24 protein-coding genes are annotated in these 20,594 nt (G+C 72.4%); 13 read left to right on the top strand and 11 right to left on the bottom strand.

Annotated features, from left to right (window positions below):
- The first annotated feature begins 322 nt into the window (after window positions 1–322).
- On the top strand, window positions 323–1,789 hold the full coding sequence (locus tag ESG85_RS24875; protein WP_128983034.1) for a sensor histidine kinase: 1,467 nt from the start codon (window positions 323–325) through the stop codon (window positions 1,787–1,789).
- 283 nt (window positions 1,790–2,072) lie between these two features.
- Here the strand turns inward: ESG85_RS24875 and ESG85_RS24870 are convergent, their stop codons facing one another.
- Window positions 2,073–2,330, bottom strand: coding sequence for a WhiB family transcriptional regulator (locus ESG85_RS24870; protein ID WP_003953983.1), 258 nt, complete (start codon window positions 2,328–2,330; stop codon window positions 2,073–2,075).
- A 319-nt stretch (window positions 2,331–2,649) separates the two neighbouring features.
- Entirely contained in the window at window positions 2,650–3,618 is a 969-nt protein-coding gene (locus tag ESG85_RS24865; RefSeq protein WP_128982955.1) for a diacylglycerol/lipid kinase family protein, read from the bottom strand.
- A gap of 97 nt (window positions 3,619–3,715) precedes the next feature.
- Here ESG85_RS24865 and ESG85_RS24860 point away from each other — a divergent pair, with 97 nt between their 5' ends.
- Window positions 3,716–4,171 (top strand): hypothetical protein, encoded by a 456-nt coding sequence (locus ESG85_RS24860; RefSeq protein WP_128982953.1) that lies wholly within the window; start codon window positions 3,716–3,718, stop codon window positions 4,169–4,171.
- A gap of 163 nt (window positions 4,172–4,334) precedes the next feature.
- Here the strand turns inward: ESG85_RS24860 and ESG85_RS24855 are convergent, their stop codons facing one another.
- The 3 genes from ESG85_RS24855 to ESG85_RS24845 all read right to left on the bottom strand — a co-directional run bounded on the left by ESG85_RS24855 (window position 4,335) and on the right by ESG85_RS24845 (window position 6,175).
- Window positions 4,335–5,279 carry an RNA polymerase sigma factor SigF gene (locus ESG85_RS24855; RefSeq protein WP_128982951.1) on the bottom strand — a complete coding sequence of 315 codons (945 nt, stop codon included), beginning with the start codon at window positions 5,277–5,279 and terminating at the stop codon, window positions 4,335–4,337.
- A complete protein-coding gene (locus tag ESG85_RS24850) occupies window positions 5,276–5,689 on the bottom strand; it encodes an ATP-binding protein (protein WP_015036094.1) in 414 nt (137 codons plus the stop codon). Before ESG85_RS24850 ends, ESG85_RS24855 begins: the two co-directional genes overlap by 4 nt.
- A 225-nt stretch (window positions 5,690–5,914) precedes the next feature.
- On the bottom strand, window positions 5,915–6,175 hold the full coding sequence (locus ESG85_RS24845; RefSeq protein WP_128982949.1) for a UBP-type zinc finger domain-containing protein: 261 nt from the start codon (window positions 6,173–6,175) through the stop codon (window positions 5,915–5,917).
- A 52-nt stretch (window positions 6,176–6,227) separates the two neighbouring features.
- On the opposite strand from ESG85_RS24845, the gene ESG85_RS24840 reads away from it, so the two are divergent.
- Window positions 6,228–7,823, top strand: a complete 1,596-nt coding sequence (locus tag ESG85_RS24840) for a Na+/H+ antiporter (protein WP_128982947.1) — start codon at window positions 6,228–6,230, stop codon at window positions 7,821–7,823.
- A 135-nt stretch (window positions 7,824–7,958) separates the two neighbouring features.
- On the opposite strand, the gene ESG85_RS24835 is transcribed toward ESG85_RS24840, so the two are convergent.
- Window positions 7,959–8,894, bottom strand: a complete 936-nt coding sequence (locus ESG85_RS24835; protein ID WP_246095267.1) for a 1-aminocyclopropane-1-carboxylate deaminase/D-cysteine desulfhydrase — start codon at window positions 8,892–8,894, stop codon at window positions 7,959–7,961.
- A gap of 213 nt (window positions 8,895–9,107) precedes the next feature.
- Window positions 9,108–9,698, bottom strand: coding sequence for an N-acetylmuramoyl-L-alanine amidase (locus ESG85_RS24830; RefSeq protein WP_181019102.1), 591 nt, complete (start codon window positions 9,696–9,698; stop codon window positions 9,108–9,110).
- 317 nt (window positions 9,699–10,015) lie between these two features.
- Between ESG85_RS24830 and ESG85_RS24825 the strand changes: the two genes are divergently transcribed.
- From ESG85_RS24825 to ESG85_RS24805, 5 genes are all read left to right on the top strand, one after another.
- Complete coding sequence (locus ESG85_RS24825; protein WP_128982943.1) at window positions 10,016–11,428, top strand: family 2B encapsulin nanocompartment shell protein; 1,413 nt, start codon at window positions 10,016–10,018, stop codon at window positions 11,426–11,428.
- A 32-nt stretch (window positions 11,429–11,460) separates the two neighbouring features.
- Window positions 11,461–12,513, top strand: coding sequence for a family 2 encapsulin nanocompartment cargo protein polyprenyl transferase (locus ESG85_RS24820; RefSeq protein ID WP_128982941.1), 1,053 nt, complete (start codon window positions 11,461–11,463; stop codon window positions 12,511–12,513).
- A 132-nt stretch (window positions 12,514–12,645) separates the two neighbouring features.
- Window positions 12,646–13,230, top strand: coding sequence for a dihydrofolate reductase family protein (locus tag ESG85_RS24815; protein WP_128982939.1), 585 nt, complete (start codon window positions 12,646–12,648; stop codon window positions 13,228–13,230).
- Window positions 13,231–13,283: 53 nt separating this feature from the next.
- Entirely contained in the window at window positions 13,284–13,604 is a 321-nt protein-coding gene (locus tag ESG85_RS24810; protein ID WP_128982937.1) for a hypothetical protein, read from the top strand.
- Between the two features lie 42 nt (window positions 13,605–13,646).
- Window positions 13,647–14,066, top strand: coding sequence for a DUF6304 family protein (locus ESG85_RS24805; protein WP_128982935.1), 420 nt, complete (start codon window positions 13,647–13,649; stop codon window positions 14,064–14,066).
- Between the two features lie 93 nt (window positions 14,067–14,159).
- Here the strand turns inward: ESG85_RS24805 and snpA are convergent, their stop codons facing one another.
- Window positions 14,160–14,810: a snapalysin gene (gene snpA / locus ESG85_RS24800; RefSeq protein WP_128982933.1), complete on the bottom strand. Its 651-nt coding sequence runs from the start codon at window positions 14,808–14,810 to the stop codon at window positions 14,160–14,162.
- A gap of 178 nt (window positions 14,811–14,988) precedes the next feature.
- Here snpA and ESG85_RS24795 point away from each other — a divergent pair, with 178 nt between their 5' ends.
- From ESG85_RS24795 to ESG85_RS24785, 3 genes are all read left to right on the top strand, one after another.
- Window positions 14,989–15,942 carry a LysR family transcriptional regulator gene (locus ESG85_RS24795; RefSeq protein WP_181019101.1) on the top strand — a complete coding sequence of 318 codons (954 nt, stop codon included), beginning with the start codon at window positions 14,989–14,991 and terminating at the stop codon, window positions 15,940–15,942.
- Window positions 15,939–16,469 carry a hypothetical protein gene (locus ESG85_RS24790; protein ID WP_128982931.1) on the top strand — a complete coding sequence of 177 codons (531 nt, stop codon included), beginning with the start codon at window positions 15,939–15,941 and terminating at the stop codon, window positions 16,467–16,469. Before ESG85_RS24795 ends, ESG85_RS24790 begins: the two co-directional genes overlap by 4 nt.
- A 181-nt stretch (window positions 16,470–16,650) precedes the next feature.
- Window positions 16,651–17,112, top strand: coding sequence for a GNAT family N-acetyltransferase (locus ESG85_RS24785; protein WP_128982929.1), 462 nt, complete (start codon window positions 16,651–16,653; stop codon window positions 17,110–17,112).
- A gap of 227 nt (window positions 17,113–17,339) precedes the next feature.
- Here the strand turns inward: ESG85_RS24785 and sodN are convergent, their stop codons facing one another.
- Entirely contained in the window at window positions 17,340–17,735 is a 396-nt protein-coding gene (sodN, locus tag ESG85_RS24780) for a superoxide dismutase, Ni (RefSeq protein ID WP_128982927.1), read from the bottom strand.
- A 143-nt stretch (window positions 17,736–17,878) separates the two neighbouring features.
- Here sodN and sodX point away from each other — a divergent pair, with 143 nt between their 5' ends.
- Window positions 17,879–18,313, top strand: coding sequence for a nickel-type superoxide dismutase maturation protease (sodX, locus tag ESG85_RS24775; protein ID WP_128983028.1), 435 nt, complete (start codon window positions 17,879–17,881; stop codon window positions 18,311–18,313).
- Here the strand turns inward: sodX and ESG85_RS24770 are convergent.
- Window positions 18,217–18,846 (bottom strand): CGNR zinc finger domain-containing protein, encoded by a 630-nt coding sequence (locus tag ESG85_RS24770; RefSeq protein ID WP_128982925.1) that lies wholly within the window; start codon window positions 18,844–18,846, stop codon window positions 18,217–18,219. The genes sodX and ESG85_RS24770 overlap by 97 nt on opposite strands.
- A 95-nt stretch (window positions 18,847–18,941) precedes the next feature.
- Between ESG85_RS24770 and ESG85_RS24765 the strand changes: the two genes are divergently transcribed.
- The gene (locus ESG85_RS24765) at window positions 18,942–19,724 is read left to right on the top strand and encodes a class I SAM-dependent methyltransferase (RefSeq protein WP_128982923.1); all 783 of its coding nucleotides are present in this window, start codon (window positions 18,942–18,944) and stop codon (window positions 19,722–19,724) included.
- Between the two features lie 125 nt (window positions 19,725–19,849).
- On the opposite strand, the gene ESG85_RS24760 is transcribed toward ESG85_RS24765, so the two are convergent.
- The coding region (locus ESG85_RS24760; RefSeq protein ID WP_164986311.1) for an amino acid ABC transporter ATP-binding protein at window positions 19,850–20,594 on the bottom strand (745 nt) is incomplete at its 5' end.

Raw genomic sequence — 20,594 nt, 5'->3', positions numbered from 1 at the left:
GAAACACCCGCGGGCCGCGGCGCCGGGACGGGACCCTCAACCCGTCCGGCACCGCAGCCCGGAGTTGCCCGGCCGGGGTGTGCGGTCCCTCGGCCGTGATGGGAGGTCTCGGCGCCGTCAGGGCAGAAAGCGCCGGGTACCTCGGTCCGTCCTCCTGTGCGGGGAGGGCGGAGGCTCTGTGGAAAACATTGTGGACTAGACCATTCTCGTCTGTCCATCCATGGGAACGCGGTGGTTCCGGGCCCATCCTCCAACACGAACGCCGGGAACTCCAGGTTCACCGCCGTCGAATTCCACGGGTACGCTCGCACACGTGCCCTCCATGAACGACCTCGTCCGCCAGCACACCGCGCTGAGCGAGTCCGACCTCGACTGGCTCCACATGCTGGTGTCGGAGTGGCAACTGCTCTCCGACCTCTCCTTCGCCGACCTGGTCCTGTGGGTCCCCACCCTGGACGGCACCCGCTACGTCTCCGTCGCCCAGATGCGGCCCAACACCGGGCCCACCTCCTACCAGGACGACATGGTCGGCCACCTCGTCCCGCGCGGCCGGCGCCCGCTGCTCGACGCCGCGCTCGACGAGGGCCGGATCGTCCGCGAGGGCGACCCCGAGTGGCGCGAGGAGGTCCCGGTCCGGGTCGAGTCGATCCCCGTACGCCGCGACGGCCGCGTCCTCGGAGTGATCGCCCGCAACACCAACCTGCTCACCGTCCGGACCCCGTCCAGGCTGGAGCTCACCTACCTCCAGTCCGCCTCCGACCTGGCCCAGATGATCGCCGCCGGCTCCTTCCCCTTCCCCGGCGAGCAGGTCGACATGGACTCCTCGCCGCGGGCCGGCGACGGGCTCATCCGGCTCGACGCCGAAGGCGTCGTCCAGTACGCCTCGCCCAACGCGCTCTCCGCCTACCACCGGCTCGGCCTCGCCGCCGACCTCGTCGGGCAGGACCTCGGCCAGATCACCGCCGAACTCGCGCCCTCCCGCGGACCGGTGGACGAGGCCCTGGTCAAGCTGGCCTCCGGCTACGCCCCGCGCGAGTTCGAGGTCGAGGGCAACGGCGGGGTGATCCAGCTGCGCGCGATCCCGCTCAAGCCCAAGGGCACCCGCATCGGCTCGCTCGTCCTGCTCCGCGACGTCACCGAACTGCGCCGCCGCGAGCGCGAGTTGATCACCAAGGACGCCACCATCCGGGAGATCCACCACCGGGTGAAGAACAACCTCCAGACCGTGGCCGCCCTGTTGCGCCTCCAGGCCCGCCGGATGGACTCCGACCGCGGACGCGAGGCCCTCAACGAGGCGGTGCGGCGCGTCGGTTCGATCGCCATCGTCCACGAGACGCTGTCCCAGAACCTGGACGAGCGGGTCGAGTTCGACGAGATCGCCGACCGCGTGATCGCCATGGTCGCCGAGATCTCCCCGGGCAAGGTCACCTGCCGGCGCAACGGCCGCTTCGGCATCCTCGACGCCGAGGTCGCCACGCCGCTCTCCATGGTCCTCACCGAGATCCTGCAGAACGCCCTCGAGCACGCCTTCGCGCCGGGCGAGCAGGGCACCGTGGAGGTCACCGCCGTCCGCGGCGAACCGCGCGCCGACGCCCGGCTGCTCATCACGGTCAAGGACGACGGTCGCGGTCTGCCCGAGGGCTTCGACCCGCAGCGGGCCGGCAACCTCGGTCTGCAGATCGTGCGGACGCTGGTCGAGGGCGAGCTGGGCGGCAGTTTCGACATGCAGCCGGGCACCGGGCGCGGCACCCGCGTCGTCCTCGACATCCCGGTGCAGCCGCAGAAATAAGTCGCGGTCGGAAAAGGGGAGTTCGCCGCGAACCCTCGCAACAAAAGGGATTCACCGAGGGTTCACTTTCCGTTCACCTTCGGCCTTCGGCCCGAATGACCCCGCCGCCCCTCGCTGCTCTTCCCGCGCCGCTCGCCGATGCGCGAAGAGCAGCGAGCCCCGGACCGAAGGGAATTCGGTCCGGGGCTCGAATGCTGTGGGTTACTGCTGCGCGGCTGCGGCTCGGAGGGCGGTGATGACGTACGCGGTGTACGCGCCGCGTGCCTCAGGCTGTGCAGGTGGCTCAGGCGCTGGCGTTGCGCGCCCGGTTGCGGGCGGCGCGGCGCTTCATCGCGCGGCGCTCGTCCTCGCTGAGGCCACCCCAGACGCCGGAGTCCTGGCCGGACTCGAGCGCCCACTGCAGGCACTGCTCCATGACGGGGCAGCGGCGGCAGACGGCCTTGGCTTCCTCGATCTGCAGCAGCGCAGGACCGGTGTTGCCGATGGGGAAGAACAGCTCGGGGTCTTCCTCACGACAAACGGCGTTGTGACGCCAGTCCATGGCTGCTACCTCTCTCAGGTGTTGCGTGCAAGTTGCTTGTGAATGTGAACGCTTTCACGAATCCCCCCGCAGGGGAAGGGCCGACTGCCAGGTGAACTGGCGTGGTCCTTGTCACTGGGGTGGGGTTCTGGCTTTCAGTGGAGGCCGGTCTTGCGGGCCGTCCCGATCGCCAAGAAGAGACTCCCAAACCCCAGCAACGGATACAACCCCTTCTGGAAAGTTTTTTTTGATTCCTCGGTGTCGGCTCCGTCACAGCCGTACTTCTAGGGGGTGGAGGGCAGCCTAAACGTTCGAGTGGAAGGACTTTCGGTCCTTCTGGTCACACAATCACACGCAGTGCACGGCGTACGCCTGTGAACGTCACGCTCGTACGCAGCCCCAGGTGGTCTCCGTCCATCTGGAGGGGGAGCGGCACCTTCGAATGCAAGGTGAAGTCCGTGAGGTCGTGCAGGGTCACCGCGTGCTTGCCGTGCGGCCCGCGCTCCGGGCTGGAAGTGAGCAGCTGGGTGGCGTACCGGGCCACCGAGGGCGCCGACAGCCGGCTCAGTCCGAGCACGTCGAGCGCCGTCTCGAAGGAGGCGTCCGGCGACGCGTACACCGGACGATTCCCCAGGTAGGTCCAGGGAGAGGTGTTGCAGATTATGGAGAGGACAAGATCCTTCACGGGGTCCTCGCCCGGCCGCTCCAGGGTGATCGTGCCGTGCCGCCGGTTCCGCTCGCCCAGGAACTGGCGCACCACCTGGCGCAGATAGAGCGCGTGGGTCGAACGCTTGCCGCGCTCGCGCTGCTGTTCGACCCGGCCGATCACGCTCGCGTCGAAGCCGAATCCGGCGCAGAAGGTGAACCAGCGTTCGGGGACGCCTTCGTCGTCCGTGCCCGGCGTCCCGGACGCGAGCCCCAGGCTCACCGTCCGTGCCCGCCGCTCACGCAGCGCGTCGAGGAGCGCGCCGGTCGCCTCCACCGCGTCGTTCGGCAGCCCGAGCGCCCGAGCGAAGACGTTCGTCGATCCGCCCGGCACCACCGCGAGCCCCGGCAGCCGGTCCGGATCGGGCCCGGCGTGCAGCAGCCCGTTGACCACCTCGTTGACCGTGCCGTCGCCACCGAGCGCCACCACCAGGTCGACGTCGTCCGACTCGGCGGCCTTGCGCCCCAGGTCACGGGCGTGGCCCCGGTACTCGGTCGTCACCGCCTCCAGCTTCATCTCGCTGGCGAGCGCGTGGATCAGCACGTCCCGTGTGCGGGCACTGGTGGTGGTTGCTGCCGGATTGACCACGAGAAGCGCGCGCATGACCGCCAGCGTACCTACCCGGCGGTACCGGGCCCAGCCCCGGCCGCCCTGGGCAGCCCCCGGCCCGTCCCCGGCCGGCCCGGCTACCCTGCCTTGCATGAGCAGTGCGAGCAGTGCCGACACCACCCGTCCCGAGCAGCGTACGGAGCCGGAATCCCGGCCCGGGCGGCTCACCGCCGCCGCGGCGGTGGCCGGCGTCGAGGGCCTGGCCCTCGTGGCGGGCGGCCTCGTCATGCTGGTGACGAGTCTCACCGACCGCTCCGGCGACCTCACCTCCGCCCTCATGGGCGCGGCCACCCTGGTCGCCCTGGGGCTGATCCCGCTGGTCGCCGCCCGCGGTCTGTGGCTGCGCCGCTCCTGGAGCCGCGGCCCCGCGGTGATCACCCAGGTCCTGGCGCTGCCGGTGGCCTGGCAGCTGCTCCAGGCGAACAGCGTCATGATCCCGGCCGGCATCGCCCTCGCGCTCCTCGCCGTGACCGGCCTCGTCCTCCTGGCGAGCCCGTCCACGACCGAGGCGCTCGGCATCAAGCGCCCGGGCCAGGACAAGGCCTAGGCCTGGGTCCGCCCGTACGAGGAGCGCGCCGGGGGCCGCCCCAGGTGCCGGGCCCCGGGGGTAGTCCCGAGCGCCGGGGGTGGTCCCGAGCGCCGGGGGTAGTCCCGGGCGCCGGGCGCCGGGGGTAGTCCCGGGCGCGGGCCGGTCGCCCGGCCCCCGCGGCTCACTCCTCCACGAGCAGCTTGTCCCGCAGCTGGGCCAGCGTGCGCGCGAGCAGCCGGGAGACGTGCATCTGCGAGATGCCGACCTCCTGGGCGATCTGCGACTGGGTCATGTTCCCGAAGAAGCGCAGCAGCAGGATCCGCTTCTCGCGCGGCGGCAGGTCCTCCAGGAGCGGCTTCAGCGACTCCCGGTACTCGACGCCCTCCAGCGCCTCGTCCTCCGCGCCCAGCGTGTCCGCCACCGCCGGCGACTCGTCGTCCGTGTCCGGCACGTCCAGCGACAGCGTCGAGTACGCGTTCGCCGACTCCAGGCCCTCCAGGACCTCCTCCTCGGAGATCCCCAGACGCTCGGCCAGCTCGTGCACGGTCGGCGAGCGCCCGTGCTGCTGCGACAGCTCCGCCGTCGCCGTCGTCAGCGAGAGCCGCAGCTCCTGGAGCCTGCGCGGGACCCGTACCGCCCAGCCCTTGTCCCGGAAGTGGCGCTTGATCTCGCCCACCACCGTCGGCGTCGCGTACGTGGAGAACTCCACTCCGCGGTCCGGGTCGAACCGGTCCACCGACTTGATCAGACCGATCGTCGCCACCTGGGTCAGGTCGTCCAGCGGCTCGCCCCGGTTGCGGAAGCGCCGGGCCAGGTGCTCCACCAGCGGCAGGTGCATCCGCACCAGCCGGTCGCGCAGCGCCGCCTTCTCGGGCGAACCCTCCGGAAGGCCGCGCAGCTCGACGAAGAGCGCCCGCGCACCACTGCGGTCGTGCGGGTCGGGCACCTCCTGCGGCGGCGCCTCCCGCGGCCCGGCCGCGTCAGGCACCGCTTCGTGCTGCTCCTGCTGCTCGCTCATCTGGTCCGCCTGCTCCGTAGCGACCTCGATCTCGACCTCGGTACCGGCCGGCTCCTGCGACCGTGCCTGCTGCTGAGGGATGCCGGCCGTCGCGTCCCCGCTCCTCACGCCGGGCCTGGCCCCGCGCCGCGCTGTTTGTACAGGCTGATGGAGACCGTACGGTCCTCGGCCACCGACGACTCCACCTTGCCCGCGAGCGCCGACAGCACCGTCCACGCGAACGTGTCCCGCTCCGGCGCCCGGCCGTCGGTCGTCGGAGCCGACACCGTCACGTCCAGGGAGTCGTCGACCAGGCGGAACACACAGCTCAGCACCGAGCCGGGCACCGCCTGCTGGAGCAGGATCGCGCACGCCTCGTCGACGGCGATCCGCAGGTCCTCGATCTCGTCGAGGGTGAAGTCCAAGCGCGCCGCGAGACCGGCCGTGGCCGTACGCAGCACGGACAGGTAGGCACCCGCAGCGGGCAGCCGGACTTCCACGAAGTCCTGGGTCCCGGGCTCGCCTGCGATCTGGGACACCCTCACCTCCAAGGTGGCACAAGCTCTTTCGGGGTCCGGGAAGGAAGCTCCCCGGACCTGGCGGTACGCAGTCGTTGCGCAGTCCGCCGAGACGCTATCGCGATCCGTCCCGCCGTGTCGCCGGGGGCCCGGCAGGACCGCCCCCGTCCGACGCCCCGCCCGATGGACCCGCCGTACGCGCCCGGCGGCCGCGGAGAACCCGCGGAGGGGTGACGTACCCAGCCGTCAGACGATCGAACCGTCCACGAAGCACCACCGCCAGCGTTCGTTCGGCTCGAAGGTCCGCATCACCGGGTGCCCGGTGCTCCGGAAGTGCGCCGTCGCGTGCCGGCCCACCGACGAGTCGCAGCAGCCCACGTGCCCGCAGCTCAGACAGAGCCGCAGCTGGACGGGGTGCGTGCCGTCGGCAAGGCACTCCGGGCAGGTGTCGTGCAGCGGCGCCGGTTCGGGGCGCGGCACCTCGGCAACGTGCGGGCACTCGCTCATGATGGCCAGGTTACGTTGTGGCGCGAGTGACACGAGGAGAGACGGACGCGGCATGGACGCACTGCAACTGGTGGCACTGGTCGCGGCGAGCACCACCGTGGCGGGCCTCGCCCGCCGGACGCCGGTGCCCGCGCCGCTGCTCCTCGTCGCCGTCGGCCTCGCCGCCGCGTACGTGCCCGGCGTGCCCGACTACACCCTCGACCCGCACATCGTGCTCCCGCTGATCCTGCCGCCGCTGCTCTACACGGCCGCCGTCGAGTCCTCGTACCTCGACCTGCGCGCCAACATCCGGCCGGTCGCCCTGCTCTCCGTCGGCTACGTGCTCTTCGCGACCGTGGCGGTGGGCTGGCTCGCGTACGTCCTCGTCCCCGAGCTGCCGCTGACCGCGGCCCTCGTCCTCGGCGCGGTCATCGCCCCGCCCGACGCGGTCGCCGCCACCGCCATCGCCCGCCGGCTCGGGTTGCCGAACCGCATCACCACGATCCTCCAGGGCGAGTCCCTGGTGAACGACGCGACCGCGATCACCGCCTACAAGGTGGCTCTCGCCGCCGCCGTGGGGGAGGGCATCAGCTGGGCCGGCGGCCTGGAGGAGTTCGCGCTCGCCGCGGTCGGCGGCGTCGGCGTCGGCCTGCTCCTCATGGTGCCGATCCACTGGCTGCGCACCCATCTGCGCGAGGCCCTGCTGCAGAACACCCTCTCCCTGCTGATCCCGTTCGTCGCGTACGCCGCCGCCGAGGAGGTCGGGGCCTCCGGCGTGCTCGCCGTCGTCGTGGTCGGCCTCTTCCTCGGCCACAAGAACTGGCAGGTCGACTTCGCCACCCGGCTCCAGGAAGAGGCGGTGTGGCGGATGGTCGCCTTCGTCCTGGAATCCGCCGTCTTCGCGCTGATCGGCCTCCAGCTGCCCTTCGTGGTCCGGGGCCTCGGCCCGTACGGGATCGGCGAGGCCGCCTGGTACGCGGCCGGGGTCTTCGTCTTCGTGGTCGTGGTCCGCTTCGTGTGGGTCTTCCCCGCGACCTTCCTGCCCCGCGCGCTGTCCGCCCGTGTCAGACGGCGGGAGCAGGGCGTGGACTGGAGGGGGCCGGTGATCGTCGGCTGGGCCGGCATGCGGGGTGTCGTCTCGCTCGCCATCGCCTTCTCCATCCCGGTCGTCTCGGGCGACGTCGAGTTCCCGTCCCGCAACCTCGTCCTCTTCCTCACCTTCACCACCGTCATCGGCACCCTCGTCGTCCAGGGCCTCACCCTGCCGCCGCTGATCCGGGCCCTGAAGCTGCCCGCCCGCGACCGCGTCCAGGAGACCCTCGCCGAGGCACAGGCCCAGAGCGAGGCGTCGCGGGCCGCCGAGGCCCGGCTCGACGCCCTCCTCGCCGACGAACGCAACGCCCTCCCCGGCCCGCTCGCCGACCGGCTGCGCACGGTCATGGAACGCCGCCGCAACGCCGTCTGGGAGCGCCTCGGCACCGTCAACGAGGTCACCGGCGAGACCGCGGACGACACCTACCGCCGGCTCGCCAGGGAGATGATCGCCGCCGAGCGCGCGGTCTTCGTCGAACTCCGCGACGCCCGCCGCATCGACGACGAGATGATGCGCACCCTGCTGCGCCGGCTCGACCTGGAGGAGGCGGCGGCGTACCGGGAGGAGAACGACTGAGGGCGCGGCGGGCGAGGGGGAGGGGATCGCCCCCTGCTGCGGCGGCCCGTTCGCGGAGGGTTCCGGCCTACGGGGCGGGTTACGGCCGGGAGGGGGGGGGCCGGCCTACGGCCGGGGGGCCGGCCTACGGGCGGGTTACGGCCGGGGTTCCGGCGCGCCCGTGATCACCGCGGCGATCCGGGTGCCGGACGGGAAGGCGCCCTCCTCGGCGAGCGTCACCAGTCCGTGGAGCATTTTGGCCACATACAGTCGCTCGATGGCGAGTCCATGCCGCGCGCCGTGACGGCGTTCGAAATCCCGTGCGAAAGCGTCCAGTTCGGGGGTCGTACGGGCGTATCCGCCACCGTGGAAGCGTTCGTCCAGGCTCCACTCGCCGCGCGGTCCGCCGTACGCGGCCTCCTGCAAGGCGGTGATCTCGCCGCCGAGGAAACCGCCCTTCAGTACCGGCACGCCCAGGGTCCGGCCGTCGAAGCCGGCCGCGAGGCCCGCGAGGGTGCCGCCGGTGCCGCACGCGACGGCGGCCACGTCCGCGGCACCGCGCAGCTCGCCGCCGAGCCCGGCGCAGCCGCGGACGGCGAGCGCGTTGCTGCCGCCCTCGGGGACGGCGTACACGTCGTCGTATCCGTCGTACCCGTCCTCCGGGAGCCGCTCCAGGATCCGGGCGAGGACGGCGGGGTCGTTCTTGGCGCGGTACGTGGCGCGGTCGACGAACAGCAGCCGCATCCCGTCCGCCGCGCAGCGCGCCAGCGAGGGGTTGAGGGGGCGGTCCGCCAGCTCGCCCCCGCGCACCACCCCGACGGTGGGGAAGCCGAGCAGCCGGCCGGCGGCGGCCGTGGCGCGCAGGTGGTTGGAGTAGGCGCCGCCGAAGGTCAGCACGGGCCGGCCCGCGGCCTCCCGCAGGTTGAGCGCCAGTTTGCGCCACTTGTTGCCCGGCAGGTCCGGGTGGATCAGGTCGTCGCGCTTGAGCAGCAGCCGCAGCCCGCGCCGGGTGAAGCGCTCGTCATCGACGGGCTCCAGAGGGGACGGCAGCCGGGGCCGCAGCCGGGAGAGAGCGAGGTCGAACGCGTTCACCCGGCCATTGTCCAACGCGCTGACCGAACGCGATCCCGCGCGCTCCCTGGACGCGATCCCGCGCGTCCCCCGGCCGCCGTCCAGCATGCTCCCGGCTGCCGCCGACGCGCTCCCCGGCCGCCGCTCCCCACGCTGACCGGCCGCGATCCCGCGCGTCCCCCGGCCGCGACCCCGCGCATCCCCCGGCCGCCGTCCCGTGGTGACGGCGGCCGGTCAGCGCAGGCGTTCGGCGATCCGCTCGCGCATCGACGCCATGGTGAAACCGCGCGGGTCGACCTTGCCCGGCTGCCACTCCAGGTGGCCGATGACCGAGCGGTGGGTCCAGCCGTGCACCCGGCAGACGGCGGCCGCGGCCTTGGCGATGGCGTCCAGCTGGACCTTGGGCCACGGGTCCTTGCCGTTGCCGAGGTTCTCGCACTCGAAGCCGTAGAAGTGGCGGTTCCCGTCGGTGGTGGCCTCGTCGTCGCGGGGGAGGCGCTTCTCGGCGATGACCGCCCGCAGCACCTCGTCGTCGCCGAGGCCGGCGTGGTTGGCCCTGCCGTAGCCGACCAGGTGGACGGTGCCGTCCTTGGCGATCACGCCGTGGCACAGCGGCCCGGGCAGGCTCTCGTAGCCGTCCCGGCAGATGCGGACGGTGTTGCTGGTGCCCCGGGTGACGGTGTGGTGGATCATCACGCCGTGCACGGGGCCCCAGGGGCCCTTGTGGTTGCGGTTGTGGGTGCGCCACTGGCCGACCTCGACGACGGTCAGACCCTCGTCGCGCAGGGCGTCGACGAAGCGGCTCGCGGACATGGGTGGGGCCATGACCGGCTCCTTTCGGGACGGGGGATCCGGCTTCCTCCGGGTCTCCTCCGGTCCCACCGGAGTACCGGAGGGACGGACTCCACTGCCATCCGTTCGGACGGTGTGCGAGCCGATCCGGCCGGGGGGGAGGTCGAGCGGGGCGCTCGCGCATGCCGCACGGGCCGCGGGGTGCTCGCGCGGGCCGTACGGGCGTCCGGAAATCGTGCGCCAATGCCCAGCCGGAGGCGGTCGACACCCACTCTTTTGTGTAATGGCGCGAGCACGCTGCGTGCTGAAAGGCTTTCCCTCGCAGATTTGTCGTATCGAGAGGAAGTTCCATGTCCGTCCGTTCGCTTGGCGGCGAGGTGCGCGAGGGCGGGCCCCCGCAGCAGAGTCTCGGCACCGACGCCGCGCGGAACCTCGCGAGCACCACCAAGTCGGCACCGCAGATGCAGGAGATCACCTCCCGCTGGCTGCTGCGCGCGCTGCCGTGGGTGCAGGTGCGGGGAGGCGCCTACCGGGTGAACCGGCGGCTGAGCTACGCGGTGGGTGACGGCCGGGTCACCTTCGTGCAGACCGGCGGGCGCGTCGCGGTCGTCCCCGCCGAACTCGGCGAACTCCCCGCCCTGCGCGAGTTCGAGGACCAGGACGTCCTCGCCGAGCTGGCCGCGCGCTGCGTGCAGCGGGAGTACGCGGCGGGCGAGGTCATCGCCGTCCGGGGCGGGACCGCCGACCGCGTCCACCTGCTCGCGCACGGCAAGGTCGAACGGCTCGGCGAGGGGCCCTACGGGGACGAGACCGTGCTGGGCGTCCTCGCCGACGGCGCCTACTTCGGCGAGGACACGCTGGTCAGCGCGGAGGCCACCTGGCAGTGGACCGCCCGCGCCGCCACCGCCTGCACGGTCCTCGAACTCGGCAGGGCCGAGGTCCTCGGCGTCGCCGCGCGGGCCGGCGCGCTCGCCGGCCACCTCGCCGAGTTCGCCGTGCTGCCCAGGCGACCCGCCAACAGGCACGGCGAGGCGGCCATCGACCTCTCCGCGGGCCATGCCGGCGAGCCCGTCATCCCGCACACCTTCGTCGACTACGAGATCTCCCCGCGCGAGTACGAGCTGAGCGTCGCCCAGACCGTGCTCAGGGTCCACACGCGCGTGGCCGACCTCTACAACCACCCGATGGACCAGACCGAGCACCAGGTGCGGCTCACGGTCGAGGCGCTGCGCGAGCGCCAGGAGCACGAGCTGGTCAACAACCGGGAGTTCGGCCTCCTCGCCAACTGTGACCACGGCCAGCGCCTCCAGCCCCACGACGGCGCGCCGGGCCCCGACGACCTGGACGAGCTGCTCTCCCTCCGGCGCGACTCCCGGCTGTTCCTCGCCCATCCGCGGGCCATCGCCGCCTTCGGACGCGAGCTCGACCGGCGCGGGCTGGTCCCCGACACGATCGACGTCGACGGCACCCGGATCACGACCTGGCGGGGCGTCCCGATCTACCCGTGCGACAAGATCCCGGTCTCCGACGCCGGCACCACCTCGATCCTCTGCATGCGTACGGGCGAGTCGGACCAGGGCGTGGTCGGGCTTCACCAGACCGGCCTGCCGGACGAGATCGAGCCGGGCCTGTCCCGCCGCTTCATGGGCATCGACGAGAAGGCGATCGTCTCGTACCTGCTCACCGCCTACTACTCGGCGGCCGTCCTGGTTCCCGACGCGCTGGGCGTCCTGGAGAACGTCGAGACCGGCCGCCGGCACTGACCGCGCACCGAGGCATGAAGGTGACCGAGAACATGACCACGACCAGCGTGGACGCCGCGACCGGGGGACCGAGCGCCGTGCTGCTCCTCGACCGGACGCGCAGCGTCGTCGACCCCCAGCTCCGCACGACCGTCGCGTCCCTGCCCGGTTCCATACGGCGCATCGCCGCCTACCACTTCGGATGGGAGGAGGCCGACGGCAGCCCGGCCGCGGACGGGCAGGGCGGCAAGGCCATCCGCCCGGCCCTGGTGCTCGCCGCCGCGCGCGCCCTCGGCGCCGACCCGGCGCCCGCGGTGAAGGCCGCCGCGGCGGTGGAACTGGCCCACAACTTCACCCTGCTCCACGACGACATCGTCGACGAGGACCCGACCCGCCGTCACCGGCCGACCGCCTGGAAGGTCTTCGGCATCCCCGACGCCCTGCTCGCGGGCGACGCGATGAACGCGCTCGCGCTGCGGCTGCTCGCCGAGGATCCCCATCCGGCCTCCGTTCCCGCCGCGGCCCGGCTCGCCGCCTGTGTGATCGAGCTGTGCGCGGGTCAGCAGGCGGACTGCGCCTTCGAGCAGCGCGGGCCGTACGAGGTGTCCCTGGACGAGGTGGTGGCGATGGCCACCGCCAAGACCGGGGCTCTCCTCGGCTGCGCCTGTGCCCTGGGAGCTCTGTACGCGGGCGCCGACGAGGAGGCGGTCGCGGCGCTCGACGCCTTCGGCCGGGAGGCCGGGCTGGCCTTCCAGCTGATCGACGACCTGATCGGCATCTGGGGCGACCCGGGGCGTACGGGCAAGCCGGCCGGGGCCGATCTCGTCGCGCACAAGAAGTCGCTGCCGGTGGTGGCCGCGCTCGCCTCCGGGACCGCGGCGGGGGAGGAGCTGGCCGAGCTGTACGCCCGCCCGGTCCTGGACGCGGATGCGGTGCGGGCGGCGGCGGACGCGGTGGAGCGGGCCGGCGGCCGGGACTGGGCGCAGGGCCAGGCGGCCGAGCGGATGGCCCGCGCGGTCGAGCAGCTCTCGCGGGCGGTGCCGGACCTGTCGGCGGCGGGGGACCTGCTGGCGCTCGCGGAGTTCGTGACCCGGCGCACCCGCTGACGCCCGCGGGGCCGGGGAGCGGCAGGTGTGAATCCCCGTGCGAAAACGGCTTGCGTAACCACTACGGGTGGAGCACTATGAGCGCAGTGGTCAGCATGTCGCGCCACTGCCTCCTCATGGAAAGAGTCCGGTTTGCGCAAGCTCACGTACTACGTCGCCTGTTCCCTCGACGGCTTCATCGGTGACCCCGACGGCGACGCCTCGTCGATGTTCACGTTCGTCGACGAGGAGTACGCCGCCTTCATGAGCAAGGAGTTCCCTGAGACGCTCCCGACCGTCGTCCGCGAGGCCTTCGGCGTCGCGGACGCCCCCGGCAAGCGGTTCGACACGGTGATCCAGGGCCTCGGCTCGTACCGCGTCGGCCTGGACGCCGGCATCACCAGCCCGTACAACCACCTGCGGGAGATCGTCGCCACCCGCTCGCTCACCGAGTCGCCCCACCCCAACGTCGAACTGGTCGCCGGCGACCTGGCCGCCCGGGTCCGCGAGCTCAAGGCCGAGGACGGCCCGCTGGGCATCTGGCTCTGCGGCGGCGCCGACATCGCCGGTCAGCTCGCCGACGAGATCGACGAACTGATCATCAAGAGCTATCCGCAGGTGTACGGCTCCGGAATGCCGATGTTCGGCACCGACTTCGCCGTGCGCGACTTCGCGCTCGAAGACGTCCGGTCCTTCGGGAACGGGGTCGTCGTGCGGACGTACACGCGGAAGCGGTGACGGGGCACGGTGACGGGGAAGCGGCGGCGGGGGTCCCGTCCTAGTCTGGAGACATGACCGAGCCGGCCCCGTACACCACACGGGACCCCGAGGCCGTGCACCCCTGCCCGGCCTGCGGGGAGCCCCGTCAGGTCCTGGCGAAGCGCCACAAGGTCCTCGGCGCCTGGGTCCCCGAGTGGGAGGTGCAGCCCTGCCGCAACCCACGCTGCAGGCTGTACGTGCCCGACGACGGAGAACCGCGGGGCGGGGAACCGCGGGGCGGGGAAGAGCCGAGCGGCGGCGCGGTGCCACGCGGCGAAGACGGCGCGGAAGCCACCAGCACACACGTGACCGGCAAGAACGGCGAGACCGGGAGAAGTCAGGCCGCCGGGTGACCGGCCGCGCGCCGGAGCCGGTCATACCGCTACAGTCCGCGCATGTCATCGGAGTCGACAGAAGTCTGGACCGGTTGGTACCGGGACCGCAGTGGTGCGGAAGCGATCGTCATCACGGCCGACGGGAGCCGTGTGGCGACCCGTATCAGGGGAATCGAGTACACGGGCGCGAGCTTCGCCGCGCTCAGCGCCGCGGACGAGGGCGGGCAGGCCCTCACCGGGTGCGTGCTCGAGTGGGACCTCCCGCTCCCCGTCGTCGCGGACGGCGTCACCCAGCACGCGACGCTCAGCTGCCTGCTGACCCTCGGTGAGCGCGCCGACCTCAGCCTCACCCTCCACTACGGAGGCGCGGCCTTCGAATCGGGCATCGCCGGCGCCGATTTCGAGGAGGCGCTGGGCCGGGTACGGCGACAGCTGCCGCCCGGCACGGAGTTCGGACGGAGGCTGCTCCAGGTGGCCTGACGGCCCCGCCCTTCGCCCGCAACCGCATCCGAACCCGTCCGTACGCACGGCTTCGCCGTGCCCCGGCCCCGCGCCCCGCTCGTCAGGGGTCGGTCAGGACGCCTTGAACGCCGTCGCGAGCCCGTAGCGCCACAACTGGTCGACGCGGGCCCGCTCCTGGGAGTTCGGGGTGGCGTTCTGGCACGACGTGCCGGGGCCGCCGCCGGACATCAGCTCGCTGCACGGGCCGCTGTAGTGGTCCGGGAGGCCGAGCACGTGGCCGGTCTCGTGGGCGGTGACACGGGTGGAGTTGTACTGCTGGTTCTGCCGGTAGTCGAGGAAGATGTAGCCGTTGCCGTGCCCGTCGGTGCTCGCGTACGAGCCGCGGGAGTCGTTCCCCTCGTAGTACCGGAAGTCGGGGTTGCTGCCCTCGACGAGGCGGACGTTGGTGACGGAGCTGTTCCAGATCTGCGTCGAGCGGGATATCTGGGTGCGGAAACTCGGCGCGTTGGCGGCGCTGTACACCACGGTGACGGCGGTGGCACCAGGCGTGGCGGCCCGCTTCTTCGCGACCGACCTCAGGACGGCGTCGAAGAACGCCTGGTTGGCCCTGGCCTCCTCGGCGGACCCGGCGTACGCCACCGCGGGCGTCGCGGAGACGGAAGCGTGGGCGGAGGCGGAGGCCGGAACGGCTCCGAGGGAGAGGGAGAGTCCGGCACCGACGGCGGTGGCCAGTAAGGACGAGAGGATCTTCGGGTGTCTCATGGGGGGCTCCTCCTGTGGGGATGAGGAGAGTCTCGGGGGAGTCGGGGCGCAGGGGAATGATGTCATCCGCCGATAACGCGATGACATCATGCGGCGGCCAACTCCCCTTCCGTGGCAGCGGGTTGGCGGAGCGGGTGGGTCTGGCGCGCGCACCGAGAGGCGTCCTAACCTCGGACCCATGGAGCTGGAGGTGAGGCATCTGCGGGCGCTCTGCGCCATCGCGGACACCGGCAGTCTGCACAAGGCCGCCCGCCGGCTCGGCGTCAGCCAGCCCTCCCTGACCACCCAGCTCCGCCGCATCGAGAACGCCCTCGGCGGCGAGCTCTTCACCCGCGGCCGCACCGGCTGCCACCCCACCCCGCTCGGCCGCACCGTCCTCGGCCGGGCCCGCCCGCTCGTCGACGGCATGACCGCCCTGGTCGCCGAGACCCGCGCGGCCGCCGCCCGCGCCGAAGGCCCCGCGCTGCGCGTCGGCTCCACCGCGAGCCGCGCCCTGGCGGGCTGGTTGCGCCGCCTCCGCCAGGGGCTGCCCGGCAGCGACATCGCGCTGCGGGTGGACGTCTCCGCGACCGCGCTGCTGCGCGCGACCGCCGCCGGCCGCCTCGACCTGGCCTTCGTCCACGAGGTCGAAGGCTGCCCGCTACGGGTCCCGGACGGTCTGCGGGGCCGCGTCCTGGTCGAACGCGAGCCGCAGTTCGTCTCCATGGCCCGCGACCACCCGGCGGCCGTCCGCGAGGTCGTCGACCTCGCGGACCTCGCGCACGACCGCTGGACGGTCGACCCGGCCGTCGACGGCGAGTGGGACGGCCTGCGCCGGGTCCTCACCGCGGCCGGCCTCGACCCGCCGGTCCTGCACGCCGACTACCACACGGCCGCCTCCCTCATCGCCCTCGGCGAGGCCGTCGCCCCCTGCCAGCCCACCTCGGGCCCGCGCGAGGACATGGCGATCCGCCCGCTCCGCGGCGATCCGCTCGCCGTCCGCCTGTTCCTCTTCGCCGCCCCGGGCGTCCCCCTGGACCGCCCGTACGCCGAACTCGCCGCCGCCTACCGCGAAGCCGCCCTCCGCGCGGCCCCGTACCGCAGCTGGCTGCGCGCGGGCGGGACGGCGGGGCCGTGCATGATGGCGGTATGAGCGAACACGGGGGTGACGGCACCACGGGCGGCCGGCACGGGCACTGGGACGCCGTCATGGCGCTGTCGGAGGAACACCACACGCGCACGGTACGGCCGTTGGGCACCCGGGAGACGGCCGGACACCTGCTGAAGGTGTACGGGATCGAGGCCCCGGGCCGTACGGTCGGCGAGGCGGAGACCGCGCCCGCACTGCGCCTGGCCGCCGACCACCTGGCGCTGGGCCGCCACCGCGGCTCCCTCGGCCTCGCGGTACTCCTCGTCCACGCGGACGCGGACGGCGACTACGTGCTCGTGCACAGCTGGATCGAGGGCCACATGTCGGACCTGGCGATCTGGACCGGCCCGGCGGCCCGCCCGGAGGCCCTCCGCCCGGGCCGCGCCGGCCTCGCCCCCTGCGTCTGGGAAGCCGCCGTCCTCGCCCACGAACGCGAGGCCTTCGTCCACCACGTCCTGGACGGCACGGGCGGGGCGGAGAGCCGACTGGCGGCGTGGTCGGCGGACGTACGGGAGGGGGAGGTCCGATGAAACGCGCACGAGGACATGCCGACGAGGCGGGAGGAGCGACCCAGACCGACCACCGCACCCGTGCGACCGGAGGGGGAGGCTCGATGACCGCGGCCCAGGTCCGCCACGCCAGGCCGGAGGACCCGGCCGGAAGCGGGGTGACCGGAGCGCCCGTGCGCCGTCACGCCGGAGGTGAGCCCCGATGACCGCGTCCCACGTCCGCCACGCCAGGCCCGAGGACCTGGACCGGGTCGCCGAACTGGCCGCCGAGCACGCCGCGTACGAGAAGGCCGCGCCGCCGCCACCGGAGCTCGCCGCCCGCCTCCACCGTCTGCTCTTCGGACCCACGCCCGCCCGCCTGCGCTGTCTGGTCGCCGAACTCCCCGACACCACGCTCGCCGGCTACGCCACCTGCGCCCCGGAGCTCTCCACCTGGTCCGCGACGGAGTACCTCCACATGGACTGCCTCTACCTCACGGAAGGCTCCCGAGGCCACGGCCTGGGCCCGCTCCTCATGGCCGCGATCCGCGCGGAGGCCCGCGCCCTGGGCCTCGCGGAGATCCAGTGGCAGACCCCGACGTGGAACGAGGGCGCGATCCGCTTCTACGACCGCCTGGGCGCCACGTCGAAGGAGAAGCGCCGCTACTCGCTGCCGGTGGACTGACGGGCCCTGCCGGCTCCGGGCAGCCGGGACCCCGGCGACACGGCACGGCGACCTCGGTCCGGACGGCGCACGCCCGGCGGGTCAACGTGTGGCGGATCAACGTGTGACCGGGCGAAGAAACCGCACCCGGTCCGCCACGGACGCCATGGGTGGCGCCCTGCGGGCCGGGTGCGGGCAGGTCGACCAGACGATCGGAGAAATCGCAGGTCAAGCGGCTTGATCGAAGATCAGGCCTTCTTCGTCTCCCAGAAGATGCGGTCGATCTCGGCGATGAGCTCCAGCGCCTTCTCGCCCGTCTTCGGGTCCGTCGAGGCCTTCGCCGCCGACAGGGCCTTCAGGGTGTCGTTGATGAGCACGTGCAGCTCGGGGTACTTCTCGAAGTGCGGGGGCTTGAAGTAGTCGCTCCACAGGACCGAGACGTGGTGCTTGGCCAGCTCGGCGCGCTGCTCCTTGATGACCGTGGCGCGGGCGCGGAAGTGCGGGTCCTCGTTCGCCTGGTACTTCTCCTGGACGGCCTTGACCGACTCGGCCTCGATGCGTGCCTGGGCCGGGTCGTACACGCCGCAGGGGAGGTCGCAGTGGGCGCTGACCTTCACCTTGGGGGCAAACAGGCGGGAGAGCATGCTGCTGTCCTTCCTCGTGATCGTCTTCTCAAGGTGGGACATTACTCGGTGGGAAGCGCGATTTCGCGAGTGCCCCCTGGTGCTTAGGACAAAAGTCCAGGGTCACCATGGGACTCGTGGACGATCGGACCGGGAGGTGCCGGATGGTGGAATCGGGGCGTGAGCCGGGGCGGGAGCCCGGGGCCCCGTTCGGGATCGCCGAGGTGACGGGGGTGTCGATGGTGCCCACGCTGCTGCACGGCGATCAGCTGTTCGTGCGGTACGGGGCGCGGCTGCGGGCCGGGAACGTGGCCGTGCTGCGGCATCCGCTCCAGCAGGATCTGCTCATCGTGAAGCGGCTGGCCGAGCGTCGCGACGGCGGCTGGTGGGTGCTGGGGGACAACCCCGGTGCCGAGGGCGACAGCCGGGTGTTCGGGGTCGTCCCCGAGCCGCTGGTGCTCGGGCGGGTGCTGGCGAGGTACCGGCCCGTCACCCCCGGGCGTCAGCGGTCGGTCGGAGTGGTGCTGTCCTGGCTGCTGTCCGCCGTGCGGCCGGTGCGTTCGGCGGCGAGGGCCTCCTGGCGCTTGCGGGCGCGGTAGGCGGCCACGTTGGCGCGGGTGGCGCAGCGGTCGGAGCAGTAGCGGCGGGAGCGGTTGGTGGAGGTGTCCAGGTAGGCGTTGCGGCACGGGGCGGCCTGGCACAGGCCGAGGCGGTCGGCGCCGAACTCGGTCAGGTGGAAGGCGAGGCCCATGGCCGCGATGGCGGCGTAGCCCGCGGTCGCGTTCGACGGGTGATCGGCGAGGTGCATGTGCCACCGCGGCCGGCCCTCCTCGTCGAGGTAGTCGTGGCCGGAGATCTGCGGGCTGACCGGGAACTCCAGCAGGAGCGAGTTGAGCAGGTCCACGGCTCCGGTGTGATCGCCCTCGTCGGCCGCCGTGAAGACGGCGCGCAGCCGGGACCGTACCGAGCGGAAGCGGGTCACGTCGGCGTCCGTCGCCCGCCGGGCCATCTGGGACGCCGCGCCGAACAGTTCGCGGACCGCCTCGACGGAGGTGAGCGAGTCCTTGCCGCGCGCCGGTTCCTCGGTGTTGACCAGTCGCACGGCGTAATCCGAGTAATAGGCGAGTTCCACTTGTAGTCCTTACTCCGGCGGGCTAGGGTCAGGGGCGGGAAGGGTAAGCGACGCTTGCCCTTCGAGGGTATTACGAAGCGGGTGGAGGGAGAGTCATGTCGGACAAGACCACCGGGCGGGCGGACACGGCCACCGGGACCGACTGGGCGGCCTGGCAGCGCAGCTGGGACCGCCAGCAGGAGTGGTACATGCCGGACCGCGAGGAGCGGTTCCGGATCATGCTCGACATGGTCGAGGCGCTCGTGGGCCCGGAGGCCCGCGTCCTCGATCTCGCCTGTGGTACGGGAAGTATTACGGACCGGCTCCTCCGGAGGTTCCCGAACGCCACCAGCACCGGCGTCGACCTCGATCCGGCGCTGCTCGCCATCGCCGAGGGCTCCTTCGCCGGCGACGACCGCGTCACCTTCGTGACCGCCGACCTCAAGGACCCGGCCTGGACCGAGGCGCTGCCGTACGACTCGTACGACGCCGTCCTCACCGCCACCGCCCTCCACTGGCTGCACAGCGAGCCCCTGGCCGCGCTCTACGGCCGGCTCGCCGGGCTCGTCCGCGAGGGCGGCGTCTTCATGAACGCCGACCACATGATCGACGAGACCACCCCGCGCATCAACGCCGCCGAGCGCGCCCAGCGGCACGCCCGCATGGACCGCGAGAAGGCCGCCGGCGTCCTCGACTGGGCCGACTGGTGGGCGCTCGCCGCCGAGGACCCGGTCCTCGCCGGACCCACCGCCCGGCGTTTCGAGATCTACGGCGAGCACGCCGACGGCGACATGCCCTCGCCGCGCTGGCACGCCGACACCCTGCGCGCCGCCGGCTTCGCCGAGGCCCGCACCGTCTGGGCCTCGCCGTCCGACACGCTGCTCCTCGCCGTGCGCTGACACGAGGGCGCCCTCGAGGCATCGACGCGCCGGCGCGCAGGTGCGCATGAGGAAGGGGCGGTACGGGCGCTGTGCCGCGCTCGTGCCGCCCCTTCGTCGTGTTTTCTCCGTGTCTTCTCCGTGTCTTACAGGACCTTGGAGAGGAAGGCCTTGGTGCGGTCGTGCTGGGGGTTGGTGAGGACGTCGCGGGGGTGGCCGGATTCGACGACGACGCCGCCGTCCATGAAGACGAGGTTGTCGCCGACCTCGCGGGCGAAGCCCATTTCGTGGGTGACGACGATCATTGTCATGCCGTCCTCGGCGAGCTGGCGCATGACATCGAGGACGTCGCCGACCAGTTCGGGGTCGAGGGCGGAGGTGGGCTCGTCGAAGAGCATGAGCTTGGGCTGCATGGCGAGTGCGCGGGCGATGGCGACGCGCTGTTGCTGGCCGCCGGAGAGCTGGGAGGGGTAGTTGCCCATGCGGTCGCGCAGGCCGACCCGGTCGAGGAGTCGCTCGGCGCGTTCCCGGGCGACGGCCTTGGACTCGCCCTTCACCTGGATCGGTGCCTCCATGACGTTGGCGAGGGCGGTCATGTGGGGGAAGAGGTTGAAGCGCTGGAAGACCATGCCGATGTCGCGGCGCTGGGCTGCGACCTCGCTGTCCTTGAGCTCGTAGAGCTTGTCGCCCTTCTGGCGGTAGCCGACGAGCTGGCCGTCGACGGACAGGCGTCCGCCGTCGATGCGCTCGAGGTGGTTGATGCAGCGCAGGAAGGTGGACTTGCCGGAGCCGGAGGGGCCGACCAGGCAGAACACCTCGCCGTTCTGCACCTCCAGGTCGATGCCCCGCAGGATGTGCGCCGCGCCGTAGGACTTGTGGACGCCTTCGGCC

The sequence above is a fragment of the Streptomyces roseicoloratus genome (genome assembly GCF_004117935.1).
Classification (GTDB): Bacteria; Actinomycetota; Actinomycetes; order Streptomycetales; family Streptomycetaceae; genus Streptomyces; species Streptomyces roseicoloratus.
The sequence above is the reverse complement of the archived record's forward strand: the minus strand, read 5'-3'. Positions and strand labels throughout refer to the sequence as shown.